The 12,396-nt window shown below is 69.6% G+C and carries 11 protein-coding genes; 6 read left to right on the top strand and 5 right to left on the bottom strand.

Annotated features, from left to right (window positions below; genetic code table 11):
• Positions 1-20: 20 nt before the first annotated feature.
• From ACFY4A_RS24260 to ACFY4A_RS24245, 4 genes are all read right to left on the bottom strand, one after another.
• Positions 21-1,451, bottom strand: a complete 1,431-nt coding sequence (locus ACFY4A_RS24260; RefSeq protein WP_390831438.1) for a VWA domain-containing protein — start codon at positions 1,449-1,451, stop codon at positions 21-23.
• Positions 1,448-2,839: a hypothetical protein gene (locus ACFY4A_RS24255; RefSeq protein ID WP_390831474.1), complete on the bottom strand. Its 1,392-nt coding sequence runs from the start codon at positions 2,837-2,839 to the stop codon at positions 1,448-1,450. Before ACFY4A_RS24255 ends, ACFY4A_RS24260 begins: the two co-directional genes overlap by 4 nt.
• Positions 2,839-3,357: a hypothetical protein gene (locus tag ACFY4A_RS24250; protein ID WP_390831437.1), complete on the bottom strand. Its 519-nt coding sequence runs from the start codon at positions 3,355-3,357 to the stop codon at positions 2,839-2,841. The genes ACFY4A_RS24255 and ACFY4A_RS24250 overlap by 1 nt, the downstream gene beginning before the upstream one ends.
• A gap of 550 nt (positions 3,358-3,907) precedes the next feature.
• Positions 3,908-6,607, bottom strand: coding sequence for a tetratricopeptide repeat protein (locus ACFY4A_RS24245; RefSeq protein ID WP_390831436.1), 2,700 nt, complete (start codon positions 6,605-6,607; stop codon positions 3,908-3,910).
• A gap of 360 nt (positions 6,608-6,967) precedes the next feature.
• Between ACFY4A_RS24245 and ACFY4A_RS24240 the strand changes: the two genes are divergently transcribed.
• The 4 genes from ACFY4A_RS24240 to ACFY4A_RS24225 all read left to right on the top strand — a co-directional run bounded on the left by ACFY4A_RS24240 (position 6,968) and on the right by ACFY4A_RS24225 (position 10,453).
• Entirely contained in the window at positions 6,968-7,399 is a 432-nt protein-coding gene (locus ACFY4A_RS24240) for a lactococcin 972 family bacteriocin (protein WP_390831435.1), read from the top strand.
• Between the two features lie 144 nt (positions 7,400-7,543).
• Entirely contained in the window at positions 7,544-9,634 is a 2,091-nt protein-coding gene (locus tag ACFY4A_RS24235; protein WP_390831434.1) for a bacteriocin-associated integral membrane family protein, read from the top strand.
• A 28-nt stretch (positions 9,635-9,662) separates the two neighbouring features.
• A complete protein-coding gene (locus ACFY4A_RS24230) occupies positions 9,663-10,331 on the top strand; it encodes an ABC transporter ATP-binding protein (RefSeq protein WP_390831433.1) in 669 nt (222 codons plus the stop codon).
• Positions 10,328-10,453, top strand: a complete 126-nt coding sequence (locus ACFY4A_RS24225; protein WP_390831432.1) for a hypothetical protein — start codon at positions 10,328-10,330, stop codon at positions 10,451-10,453. The genes ACFY4A_RS24230 and ACFY4A_RS24225 overlap by 4 nt, the downstream gene beginning before the upstream one ends.
• Before the next feature lie 135 nt (positions 10,454-10,588).
• Here the strand turns inward: ACFY4A_RS24225 and ACFY4A_RS24220 are convergent, their stop codons facing one another.
• The gene (locus ACFY4A_RS24220) at positions 10,589-11,572 is read right to left on the bottom strand and encodes a helix-turn-helix transcriptional regulator (protein ID WP_390831431.1); all 984 of its coding nucleotides are present in this window, start codon (positions 11,570-11,572) and stop codon (positions 10,589-10,591) included.
• A 63-nt stretch (positions 11,573-11,635) separates the two neighbouring features.
• On the opposite strand from ACFY4A_RS24220, the gene ACFY4A_RS24215 reads away from it, so the two are divergent.
• Both ACFY4A_RS24215 and ACFY4A_RS24210 read left to right on the top strand, forming a co-directional pair.
• Entirely contained in the window at positions 11,636-12,022 is a 387-nt protein-coding gene (locus ACFY4A_RS24215) for a VOC family protein (protein WP_390831430.1), read from the top strand.
• Positions 12,023-12,024: 2 nt separating this feature from the next.
• Positions 12,025-12,348, top strand: a complete 324-nt coding sequence (locus ACFY4A_RS24210; protein WP_390831429.1) for a putative quinol monooxygenase — start codon at positions 12,025-12,027, stop codon at positions 12,346-12,348.
• Positions 12,349-12,396 lie beyond the last annotated feature (48 nt).

Here is a 12,396-nt window from a genome sequence, read left to right as displayed (position 1 = left end):
CGTGGGACGTACGGTCGGGGTCAGGTGAGAAACGTCTTGAGTTCGTGCACGAGCTTCTTGATGTGGCCGGAGATCACCGGCGTGCCGAGGTCCTTGAAACGCTCCCGGAACCACGGGTTGACGCTGCCGCGCCCGGAGCTGGTCACCGAGCCGACCGGAATGAACTTCGCGCCCGAGCGGTGGATGGCGGCCATGCTGTCGAACAGCTCCTGGCAGCGCCATTCGTAGAAGTCGGAGATCCACACCACGACGGTGTTGCGCGGCTCGGCGATCTTCGGCTGGGCAAGGGTCATGGCGACGGTGCCGTCGGTGCCGCCGCCGAGCTTGGTGCGCAGCAGCGTCTCGAACGGGTCGTGCGCCCAGGGAGTGAGGTCCAGAGCCTGGGTGTCGTAGGCGATCAGGTGGACCTCCACCTTCGGCAGCCCGGCGAAAATGGAGGCCAGGATGGTGCAGTTGACCATCGAGTCGACCATGGAACCCGACTGGTCCACGACGACGATCAGCCGCTGCGGCGTCGTCTTGCGGCTGGTGTGCCGGTAGTAGAGGCGGTCGACATAGAGCCGCTCCTCCTCCGGGCTCCAGTTGGTGAGGTTCTTCCAGATGGTGCGGTCGAGGTCGAGGTTGCGGAACACGCGCTTGGGCGGGACGGACCGGTCGAGCTCGCCGACCGTCGCCTTCTCCACCTGGGTGCGCAGCACCTCGGTGACCTCGTCGACGTAACGGCGGATCAGCGCCTTGGCGTTGGCCAGGGCCACGCCGGAGAGGTTGTTCTTGTCGCGCAGCAACTGCTCGATCAGAGACATGCTCGGCGTCAGCCGCGAGGCCAGCTGCGGGTCGGCCAGCACCTCGCGCAGGTGCATGCGCTTGACGAGATCGCCCTCGATGGAGCCGAGCTCCGGACCGATCGCGGGGATCAGCCGGCTGAGGTCGGGCGCGGGGCCGCCGAAGCCGGTGCCGGTCGGGCTGACGCCCCCTCCGGCCCCCATGCGGTTGGAGCCGCCGCGTCCGCCGCGCAGTTCGCCGGGCCGGCAGCCCAGGGCCCGCTCCAGCCAGCCCGCGTCGGACTGCCAGCGGGCCAGCTGCTCCGCGGTGACGGTGCCGGGGCGGGAGGCGAAGACGTTCAGCAGCACCTTCGAGGCGAGCGCCGCCCGCCGCACCTCGGCGGCCCGGTCGCGCTCGCCGTCCTCGTCCGGCGCCGGTGCCATCAGCCCGTCGAACTCGGCGGCCAGCTCCGGGTGCCGCTGCACGACGGAGTCGACCGACGCACCGGGATCGAGCAGCGCGGACGGCAGGCCGATGTCCTCGACCACGGCGAGACTCGCCGACTCCAGAGCGGCCTGCTCCTCCGGGTCGAAGAGACGGGCCAGCAGGCGCCAGTAGAGGACCTGCCGCCGGTTGTCGTACGGATCGGGCTCGGGGCCGGCCGCCTGTCCGGTGAGGTCCTCGGTCATTTCCGCAGCAGCCTTCCGGCACGTTCGCGCAGCACGGAGACGGCGTCGGTGGAGGCCTTCTCGGCCCGGACCCCGGCCTTGTCGGTCGTACCCCCGGCCCAGGCCCCCGCGTGCACGGCGACGGTCTTCTTCCGTACGGTCCGCTCGACGGCCAGCGGCTGGAGGAGGAACTCCCCGGCGTCCCAGCGCAGCAGCCCGACACACGCGCCGGACGCGGCGACGACCTCGCGCGAGAGCGGACCGGCGGCCGGGACGCGATCGGTGTCGACGGCCAGGCGGTACCCGGCGACCTGGAAGACGATCCCGTCGTCCTCCTCCACGCCGTACCCCTCCAGCAGGACGGGCACCGCGATCCGGGCCGGGTGCCGGTCGAGCGGCGACACGGCGAAGGCGGCGGCGGTGGGCAGGGCCACCCGGGCGGTGGCGAAGACCTCGGCGGGCTCGCCCACGCGCGCACGGGCGTCGTCCCATATCAGGTCGCCCTCGGCGGTGACGGGCATGGCGTCGAGGTCCATGGCGCGGCCCTCGCTCACGGCCCCCAGCAGGGACATGTGCGGCCGCAGCAGCTGCCACAGACCGGCGCCGACGACCGTGTCCGGCTTGGGCGCGGAGACCGAGGCCCGCACCAGGCGGGGCGTGCCACCGTCCGCGGGCTCGAACACCGCGTGCACCTGTGCCTGTACGGCGGTGGCGTGCTCCTGCACGTCGACACCGAGCGGCAGCAGCCGGCCGGTCGCCTCGGCCACGGAGGTCGCGCGCGCCGCGCCCGGCAGCGTCAGCAGCAGGGCGCGCGACCACAGGTCGGCCCAGCGGCGCACGGGGACGCGCTCCAGGGTGGCCCCCGGGCAGGAGGCGGCGAGTTCGGCGGCGAATCCGTCGAGCAGCGTGGCCAGGCGGCGCAGCGCCGGGTCGGGCAGCATCGCGGAGACGACCGGCGCGGCGCCGTCGACGAGTTCGTGCTCGATGCCCTGCCAGCCGGCCCGCACCAGGTCGCACAACCAACCACGCGCGGCGGCGTACAGATTCGCCGCGTGTTCGTTGTTGTTGGCCGCAGCGGCGGTGGCTTCCTCGGCCCGCGGTCGGCCGACGGCCTCCTCGACGCGGGCGGTCAGCGCGTCGTGCACGGAACCGAGCAGGGCGGTGCGGGCCGCGGCGAGCGTGACGAAGTGGTCCTCGCCGGCGGCTCCGGCGGCCGTCTTGTCGGCGGCCTCGGCCACCCGCGCGGCCAGCGGTGTCCCGGCGACGGCGTCGGCGAGCCCGGTCAGCCCAGCGGCCTGGCCGGGCTGCGGACGCAGCAGACCGGCGACGAGAGCCTCGTCGAACCCGTCCACGGCCGTGAGGGCCTCGTCAAGGCCGTCGACGGCGTCGGAGAGCAGATCGGCATGCATCAGGCCACCGCCCTCGTGGTCGGAAACCACTGCATCTCGGGTATCGGTGCGGTGCTCGGCGTGAGTTCGAGATAGGCCAGGTGCCGCAGGAACCGGCTGAACACCCGGGCCGCGGCCGAACTGCCGGCCGCCGCGGGGCGCGTGGCCGTCATGACGTCGGTGACGACGTGCGCGGCCGGCTCCGCCGCGTCCACCTCGACCTTCAGGTACCGGGCCACGCGCTCGGCGCCGTACTGCAGCACGGCCTCGCCGACGAGCGCGCGTATGTGGTTGCAGAACATCCCGCGGGCCCCGCCGCAGGGGCGGTTGTTGTTGGTGCTGCACGCGAACGCGTACGTCCCCGCCTCGACCGAGGACACGTACACGCGCCCGATGTCCGACCCGCTGGAGACCACACCCTGCAACCGCCCGTCGGCCAACTCGACGAACGGCACCTTCGCGAGCTTCCGCGGCCGCGCCGACGGCACCACCCGTGCCGTGCTCGACTTCTCCCAGACCGACAACGCACCATCTCCCATGCATGCGAAAGGGGGCGCTCACGCCACCTCGGCGGAACGTGATCGAATCTATCCGCGACCACTGACAACGCCTCCGGAAGACGGTCGTGGGCGCGGGGAGCGGGGGAGCCGGGGGACGTTCGTGCACCAGGAGATCGTCGGTCAGCTCGGCACGGTGCGGTTGTACTGACCCTGGGTCAACTGCGCCCAAGACGAGACGGGGCTGGTCCGGCCCGGTGACTTTGGGGCGGGCAGATCATCGGGCCGGTGACGGGGCCAACGGCACACGCGATGGTGCCCCACCTTCGTGGCCGCCGACTGGACTGTCGCTACCGCCGGGTACTCTCGGTTCCATCGTCACTGCGGCCCGACGGGCTTCCGCTCCACTTCGGTCGAGTCCCGAAGGACATGCCCCCGGCTCCTGGGAGCGGAGCATCCCCGCGCCGGCCGCCGGCTCGTCGATGCGGGCCTCGGCGGGTCGAGGCCGTGCTGGAGTACGCGCTATGAGAGCCGGGTTTGATGCGGCCAGGTGCCGAGCGAAGCCTGGGCCGGTGGAGCCTGTTCAACACGCTCAGTCCTCGTCCGGTACGGCCTCGGCCCCGTCACGCCCGCGCATACGGACGAAGTCCGGGTCGGTGGTGACAGCGGTCTCCTCCAGGCTGTCGGCCTCGGCCGCCTTCCCCTCGGCACGGAGCGCGCGAATCACGTCGTGGGTGACGGCGGCCTCGTTCCACGCGTAGGAGCCGGACCGGTAGACGGCGAGGGCCGCTTCGAGGTCGGCGTGGGCCTCCGCGTACCGGCCGAGTTCCCGGTAGGCGACGCCGCGAAGATGCCGGGCCATGGATCCGGCGTAGGCGTCTCCCGCTCGTTCGCACACGGTGATGGCGTGCGTGAGCGGTTCGAGGGCGGCTTCCGGCCGACGTGCCTTGAGGTGGAGCCAGCCGATGTCCCGCTGTGTGTGCGCCTGCCACATCTCGTCGCCGACCTCCTGGAAGAGGCGCAACGCGGCCGTGGCCGTGGCCGCGGCCTCGTCGAGGCATCCCATGCCGGCCAGGACGCGAATCCGGGCGTTGGTGACGCGGCCCACCCAGTGCCGTTCGCCCATCGGCCCGAAGATCTCCTCGGCCCGGTCGTAACGCTCACGAGCCTCCTGCCGACGGCCGAGCAGACGGTAGGCCTTGCCGAGGGCGTAGAGGCTGGCGCCTTCCCACCTGCGGTCGCCCAGCCGCCGGAAGTCGCGGACGGCGGACTCCAGCAGGGGGGCAGCCTCCTCAGGGCGGCGCAAGTAGCCGAGAGTCTCGGCAAGGGTCCGCCGCAGCCGGGCCTGGGCCCTGAGGTCACCGGTGCGTTCGGCCAGCCGGAGGGCCTCCCGCTGGCTCTGCTCCGCCAGCTCGGGACTGCCCCGCCACCTCTGGAACTCGCCGAGCTTCTCGAGTGAGTTGAGGACGTGCCACGAGTCGTCGGCGGCACGCAGCCGGTCGGCAGCCGTGGTCATGTGGTCCAGGGCCTTCCTGAAGTCCCTCTTCGCCGCGTACGCGCGGGCGATGACCATCTCGTCCCGGGCACTCCCGACCGGGCCGACGCTGTCGTCCGGTCCGCTGCGGAGAAGCAGCGTGAGCGCGGTGTCCGGTGCGCCTTCGGCCACGGCCGCCGAAGCGCGGGCACGCCGTAGGCCGGCGAGCACGCGGGGCCGGGTCTCGGACGGCGACGCATCGAACAGCCAGTCCGCAGAGCCGGTGGGAAGGCTGATGTCGTCGAGGAAGTAGGACAGCGCTTCACCGATGTCGGCCGCCTCGGCGTGCATGTCGAGGCTCCTTGCGCGGCCGATGGCCCAGCGAAGCCGCTCCTGCTCGGCGGACACCCAGCCGGCGGCTGATTCCTGTCCGAGATCGCCGACCCGCTCGGCGGAAAACTCCGCACGCAGTTCCGGCGCGCGCTGCGCGGCCAGGCTGACCGCGGCGTCGCGGTACGCCTTGACCAGGCGGGCATCGTACTGGCGCTGCTCTTCCGGTGGCAGCTGCTCGTACTGCTCGGCTGCGAAGACGCGGACCAGATCGTGGACGCGGTAGCCCGTACTCGCCCCCTCACCGCCCTGCGTCTCCATCAGGCTGGCCTCGATCAGCTCGTCGCACGCCGCGAACCCTGTCATGCGGTCGGGAACGACGTGCTCCAAGTGCCAGTCGGTGACCCTTCCGACCGGGAGCGACGCGATCAGTCCGAACGCCGCACGGGTGGATTCCTTGAGGTCTCGATGGCTGAGCATCAAGCACGCGTGCAGGCTGTCGTCTTCGAATTCGAGCACCCTGAGGCGGAGCTTCTCGTCCTCCAGCCGCTCCTTCATGCGGCTCAGGCTCAGGTCGGGGCGCTGCCTGAGCTTTGAGCCGACGATGCGCAGGGCCAGCGGTAACCTGCCGCAGAATCGGGTGATCTCCAGAGCGACCGCGGGGTCACTGGTGATGCGCTCGCGGCCGGCGTAGTGGGCGAGTACGTCCAACGCCTCGCTCTCGCCCGGCAGTGCGACCGGCACCGGCTCACGTCGGGTGACACCGGCGGAGAGCGGTTTCCGGCTGGTGATCAGGACCGAGCATCCCGCGCCCGTCGGCAGGAGAGGCCGCACCTGTTCGGTGCTGTGGGCGTTGTCCAGCACGATCAGCAATCTCTGGTCATTTGTCAGGCTGCGGAGGAGAGAGGACCGACCGTCGACGTCGGCCGGAAGATCGCCGCGAGCCATGCCCAGGCGCTCCAGGAGCTGATCCAGTGCCTCACCACTTGTCTTGGGGCCGTCGCCGTCGCCCCGGAGGTTGATGTAGATCTGGCCGTCGGGATACGAGTCCGCCACCCGGTGTGCCGCGGTGAGCGCGAGAGCGGTCTTCCCGACGCCCGCCGCCCCGTGCACGACGACGATCTTCGACTGGCTCTCCGAGACGTCCACCGGCAGAGCGCCACGGGCCGGGGTCGGCACATTTCTGAGCAGCGTCAGAAGTCCGTCGAGGAGGGTTTCGCGCCCCACCAGGGGCTCCACATCCGGCAGTCGGTACTGCAGCGGCCGCTCCGCCGCTCCCGCCCCAGCCAACTCCTCACGTCGCTGGCTGACCGTCTGATAGGCCATGAGCCCGCCAGTCACCGCAGCGGCACCGAGGGCCGCCACTACGGCGGTTGTTCCGTCGAACACGTCCGAAACGAGGCCGGAGGCGGTGCCCAGAACGGTGACACCGAAAGTCGTACCGGCCAGAAGAATCGTGTTGCGACGCGGCCTGATCGGCACCGCCATGGACATCCCCCCGAAGTCGGCGTGGCCCGATCATGCCATGACTGCCAGGGCACCGACCAGCAGCCCCTGCCGACCGTCGGGCGTTGTCCAGGGGCAAGGGGGTGCCGTAGCAAGCCGATGAAACTGCTGCGGTGCAGTGCCGCGTCGCCCGCCGGATCCGCCACGGTCTGCTCCGCACACTCGACCACGGACGGTGACATCTGCCAGGCCTGCGACTCCGCGGCGGCGAGCAGCCGGGCGAGCCGTGCGCCGCGACGGGTGGAGGACAGTCGCTGCGCAGGACATCCGTCAGTGGCGGAGTCACGACCACCGGGACCTGCGTACACCGTCGATGTCAGTGGTGTTGGCTACGGTGCCGCCATGGACAGGGAACTGCTGGTGGATGAGCTCACCGGCCGCTGGGAAGAGACCCGGACGGCCCGCGACACCCTCGTGGAACGAGGCGCCGAGGCGGTGGCAACGGTTTTGGAGGTGCTGTTTCCTCGTGCATCATTGGGAGTTGTAGTGAACATCAAGGACAGTCTGAAGGTCACTGTGGCCGCTGGTGTCCTTGTTGCGGCCGGTGCCACGCCTGCACTGGCGACCATCGCGTACGTCGGCGGCGGTACCTGGGACTACGGCGCCGGTACCGCGACGGTGTGGTCGGACTACTACCACCCGGACAAGTGCCACGGCTCGACCTCTGTCGGAAAGACGATCCAGAGCGACACGGCATCCAAGGGTTACTGGTCCGTAACCTCGGTCCAGGCCGCGCTCTACGGCAATGAGACCTACTACAAGACCACCTGCTGACCCCGACCGAGCCCTCTGGCTCGACTTCGTAGGATGAGTGTCCGCCCGTGCGATGTCACGGCTCTCCGGTTCCCCGCGGGCGGACCACTCGCTTCATGTCCGATCTCGTGCGTCGCGCTTCCCGAAGTGCCCTGACCTAGGCAATTGATGCTGCACCGAGGTATCAAGTTCGTTCACGCCGCCGTGCTGGCCTACTCCGCGGTTCTCGCCTTCCTGTTCTTACGGAGCCTGGAAGAAGACTGGGTGCTCGGGCACTCCGCTGTCGTATGGGTGACGGACTCCGACAATTCTGCCAGTGGCTCACAGGTCGCCCGCGGGGTCGCGGTGTTCGCGCAGGAGCAGAAGGCGACCGTCGCGCGTGAGGTCCTCGACCTGAAGGATCCGTCCAGCCGCAGGCACCTTTATCTCGCTCCCGGCGGTCCACGGTCCAGCTGGCTGGAGGACGGCTATCCCACCTTCAACCGCGACTACCACACGGATATACATGCCGTCACCGACCTCGGGCTGCGCGATCCCCGGGGCTTCTACTACGTGTTCGGCTCGGATCAGGCCGCCACGTCGCTTACTCGGACCTTCACCGATCTCGGCCTGACAGCCAAGATCTACCATCCGTTCTCCGTGGCCCAGCTGACCTCAGACTACGGGGGCAGCGCGCTCTACCGTTCGTTCTTCGTCGTCGCGCTCGCCGTCGTGACGATGACCGGCGCGGGCGTCCTGCTCAACGCGAAGGCGTATGGGGTGCTGCGGCTGCAGGGGAAGTCGTTCGGGCAGATCCTGCGCCGGGACCTGCGTCAGCTGGCGGCGTTCTGGTCGATCGCGTTCGCCGCGGTGGCCGGCACGACTCTGCTGCTACTCGGGCTCTACAACAGGCTGGCCTGGATCGGCACCTTCACCCTGCTCACGCTGGGCGCTACCCTCGTGCTCGGCCTCGTCGCGCTCGCCACACACGCGGCCATGCTCGGTCTGCTGTCCCGGACCGATGTGCTGTCGGCTTTGAAGGGTGAGTTGCCGGCGCGGGCCGCGGCGGTGTGCGCCTACCTCGTCAGGATTCCCGCGCTGCTGCTGGCGTTGAGCATCGCCTCGGCTGTCGTACTCGCAGGCCAGGACGTACTGGCCCGGCAGGAGAGCAGCCAGGCGTACGCGAAGGCCGGCACCACCGCCTCGATCGCCTTCAACGGCAGCCTGGCCAGCGAAGCCGGCCTGCACGCCCTGGAGAAGAACGTAAGACCGTGGCTGCGCGAGGCGGACAAGGACGGGCAGATCATCTTCGCGGGCCACCGGAGAATCCGGGGGCCGGGTCTCGAAGAGCTGATGAAGCGTGACGTCCTGATAGTCAATGACTCCTTCCTTGCCGCGCAACCCGTTCGCGACTCGTCAGGCCGCCGACACACCGCGAGAGCCACGGACCCTGAACAGGTACGGCTGCTGATCCCCAGAGGCCTTGCCGGTTACGCCGGACCTCTGCGTGAGCAAGTCCCGGGACTGCTGAATCCCGTGAATCCGGACGTCGTCGAAGCGGCCTCTATACAGACGGTCTGGTCGAAGGACAGCCAGCGGGTCTTCACCTACAACCCCAGCGGCCAGCGGCGCGACGGCGCGAACCCCGGTGCGGACGACTCCTTGGTCACGGACCCCGTCATCATCGCCTTCCCCAACGGATCGCCGCTTGTAAGCGACAAGCTCTACACCAACTACGCCTCTCAGAGCAGCGTCGTCTTCCCCGATCCGGATGACGTGACAGCCGGTATCAAAAAGCACCATCTCGAGACGTACGTGATGTCCGTGACACCGGTCGCGCAGAACGCCGCGGACATGTTGCGTGACCTCGTCGGAGACTTCCGGCTGCAACTGTTCAACCTGGCGGTGGCCGTGGCGGTGCTGCTCATCACCGGAGTCGGCGTCTGCATCGTCCACTCCCGGAAGAACGCGCAATCGATCTTCGCCCGGCACATCAGCGGCTGGACCTTCACCACCACCCACCGCCCCGTCCTGCTGCTCGAAGGGCTCCTGGCCGTACTCCTCGCCGTGTGGCTGCCCTTCCAGGTGTGGCAGCAGAACCAGGACCTCGCACGGTACGAGGCCCTCGGCATCCCAGCCCCCCGCCCGGCCACCGAGATCACCGGACTCGACCTCGGCGTCACCTTTGCGCTTGTCGCCGTCGAGGTCGCGGCGGTGCTTCTGGCCCTTGCCGCCTTCCACCGCCGCATCGTCAAGGAAGGCGCCACCCAGTCGTGACTCCCCACCATCGTGCAGGAGCTGCCGCGTGATCGAGATCGAGAACCTGTCCAAGACCTTCGGCTCGCGCACCCTCTGGTCCGGCCTGTCCTTCACCGTGCCGCGCGGGGAGATACTCGCGCTGACCGGCCCCAGCGGCTCCGGCAAGTCGACCCTGCTCAACTGCCTCGGCCTCCTCGACCAGCCGAGTTCCGGCGCGATCCGCCACGAAGGCCGGGACATCACCCGCTTCGGGCCGCGCCCTGCCCGGCACTACCGCCGCGACGTCCTCGGCTACCTGTTCCAGAACTACGCGTTGATCGACAACGCGACCGTCGCCGCCAACCTCGCGGTCGCCATGAAACCGCGCCGAGAGAGGAAGGGCCGCCCGACCATCGCCGAGGCCCTGGAACGCGTCGGCCTGGCCGGGCGCGAGAAGGAACAGGTCCACCGGCTCAGCGGCGGGGAGCAGCAGCGCGTCGCCCTGGCCCGGCTCATCGTCAAGCAGCCCGCCCTCGTCCTGGCCGACGAACCGACCGGCGCCCTCGACCACGACAACACCACCATGGTCGTGGACGTCCTCCGTTCGATGAGCGAGGACGGCTGCGCCGTCGTCATCGCCACCCACAACGACGCGGTCCGCGATCGCTGCGACACCGTCCTCACCGTCGGAACCGCCACACAACCCGAACCTGTGAAAGAAAGGCACCACTCATGACCGCCCGCCGCACCTGGAGCATCATCGCCGGCATCCCGGCACTCGCCGTCATCGCCGTTCTCCTCGTCTACGGTGAGCACACCGGCGTCATCCTCAGCCGGATCGCACTCCGGCTGTTCTGACGCTCCGCCTTAAGTGGCCGGGCCACCGTCCTCGTTCGCGTGACGACCGCGGGGCGGGCAGGTTGCCGGCGCGACGGGTGCTGCAGCATCATCTGCCTCCGGCGATACCGGCGGACGGCATTTTGAAACGATCAGTTACTGGTCACTGAGGTCGCCATTCATTGACGGCACTTCGTTGGCTGCGACCAGGTCCCGGGTACGGCGCAGCAGTGCTTCCCGTACATCGTCCGGGGACAGGACCTGTAGTGGGGTAGCGAGGCTGAGCAGGTATTTGGCGAGTCCGTCCGCGTCGGGGCCGCCGATGTCGACGATGGTGGCGTCGGGGCCGTCGTGGCGGTGGGTACCGACCGTCGGCGGGACCAGCCGCAGTGCTTGGTCCATGGGCAACGGGAGACGGACGGTCACATGGAGTGGGTAGGTGCCGGTTGCAATGGACCGGGAGACGAGCAGTACCGGGTCGGGCGGGTCGAGGAGTTCCACAGCATGCCCGGTTGGCCGTATGTGCGCCACCCGGTCCGCCCGGAACGTCCGCCACTCGCCCCGCGTCACATCCCGGGCCACGAAGTACCAGCGGCGTCCTGTGTGCACGAGACGGTACGGGTCGACCTCCCGGGCGGTGGCCTTCCCTTCCCTGTCGCGGTACGACAGGTGGGTGCGCTCGCCCCGGCGGCACGCGGTGGCCAGTTCCAGTAGCATGCCCGGCGCGATCTGCGGCTCGTCGGGCCTGGGGGTGTGCACAAAGGCGGCGTCCATCTCACCAAGTCGGTCCGCGATCCGCGGTGGAAGGACCTGGCGCAGTTTCAGCAGTGCCGACAGCGCGGCCTGGTCGCCGCCGAGAACGCCGCTGAGTGCTGCCTCGCGCAGCCCGACGGCCACGGCGAGTGCCTCTTCGGCATCGAGGATCAGTGGCGGGACCCGGTTTCCGGCCCTGAGGCGGTAACCGCCCCAGGGCCCGGGGTCGGACTCGACTCCGTAGCCGAGTTCCCGGAGCCTGGCGACGTCCCGGCGCACCGTGCGCTCGGTGACCGCCATCTGGTCGGCCAGCTCACCGCAGGTCCACGAGGGCCGCGCGGAGAGCAGTGATACAAGTCGCAGCAGGCGGGCCGAAGTGCTGATCACATCGTTAAGTGTCCCGCATGACCAGGACCGAATCTGTCCTGGTCCCGTCATAGCGTCTGCCGCATGAGCACTGAAAAGACATCCGCGCCCGCGATCCGCTACTCGGCCATCACTTTCGACTGCCCGGACCCTGCCGAACTGGCCCGCTTCTATGGCGATGCCCTTGGACTGCCCGTCGCCTACTCCACTGACGACTTCATCCTGCTCGGCCAGGAGGAGCCGGCCGGACTGGGGTTCAACCGCCTGGTCGACTACCGACGTCCCACCTGGCCTGACCCCTCCCAGGAGAAGCAAGCCCACATCGAACTGGGGGTCGATGACTTGGATGCCGCCCAGGCCTGGCTGCTCACCCAGGGTGCCGTCGAGCCTGCGGTCCAGCCGGAACCCGACCGGTGGCGGGTCTTGCTGGATCCCGCAGGCCACCCGTTCTGCATCACCACCCTGGTCTGAGCATGATCGGCAGACTGATGACCATGACAGCGCACGCAGGCAGAGGCGGCGAACTCGCCGCTGTCCTGCTGCGGGTGGCGGAGAGGCTGCACGGCTTCCCAGGCTGTGAGATCTACCTGATCAGCCAGGACGCAGCCGATCCGGACACGGTGCATGTCACCGAAGTCTGGCGGGACGACGCCAGTGCGCAGGCAGCCCTCGCCGCTCCGTCGCCCGCCAGCGGTCCCGCCCCCGCAGACGTCCTTGCGCTGCTGTCGGCCGCGCCGCACCGCACGGACCTCACCGTCCTGGGCGGGGTGGGCCTCCGGGCCGACGACCAGCCCTGACACAAGCCGACGCCCGTAGGCGTGGGCCCGGCGCGGGACCCATGCCTA

Origin of the sequence: Streptomyces sp. NPDC001292 (assembly GCF_042896465.1) — a bacterium.
Lineage (GTDB): Bacteria > Actinomycetota > Actinomycetes > Streptomycetales > Streptomycetaceae > Streptomyces.
Note: the sequence above shows the minus strand (reverse complement) of the source record. Positions and strands in the feature narration are given on the sequence as shown.

Bases quoted from the DNA above. Each gene is read 5' to 3' on its own strand.
- ACFY4A_RS24215 (WP_390831430.1), top strand. From the start codon at position 11,636: ATGAGCACTGAAAAGACATCCGCGCCCGCGATCCGCTACTCGGCCATC.
- ACFY4A_RS24250 (WP_390831437.1), bottom strand. From the start codon at position 3,357: ATGGGAGATGGTGCGTTGTCGGTCTGGGAGAAGTCGAGCACGGCACGG.
- ACFY4A_RS24260 (WP_390831438.1), bottom strand. From the start codon at position 1,451: ATGACCGAGGACCTCACCGGACAGGCGGCCGGCCCCGAGCCCGATCCG.
- ACFY4A_RS24255 (WP_390831474.1), bottom strand. From the start codon at position 2,839: ATGCATGCCGATCTGCTCTCCGACGCCGTCGACGGCCTTGACGAGGCC.
- ACFY4A_RS24240 (WP_390831435.1), top strand. From the start codon at position 6,968: ATGGACAGGGAACTGCTGGTGGATGAGCTCACCGGCCGCTGGGAAGAG.
- ACFY4A_RS24210 (WP_390831429.1), top strand. From the start codon at position 12,025: ATGATCGGCAGACTGATGACCATGACAGCGCACGCAGGCAGAGGCGGC.
- ACFY4A_RS24225 (WP_390831432.1), top strand. From the start codon at position 10,328: ATGACCGCCCGCCGCACCTGGAGCATCATCGCCGGCATCCCGGCACTC.
- ACFY4A_RS24245 (WP_390831436.1), bottom strand. From the start codon at position 6,607: ATGGCGGTGCCGATCAGGCCGCGTCGCAACACGATTCTTCTGGCCGGT.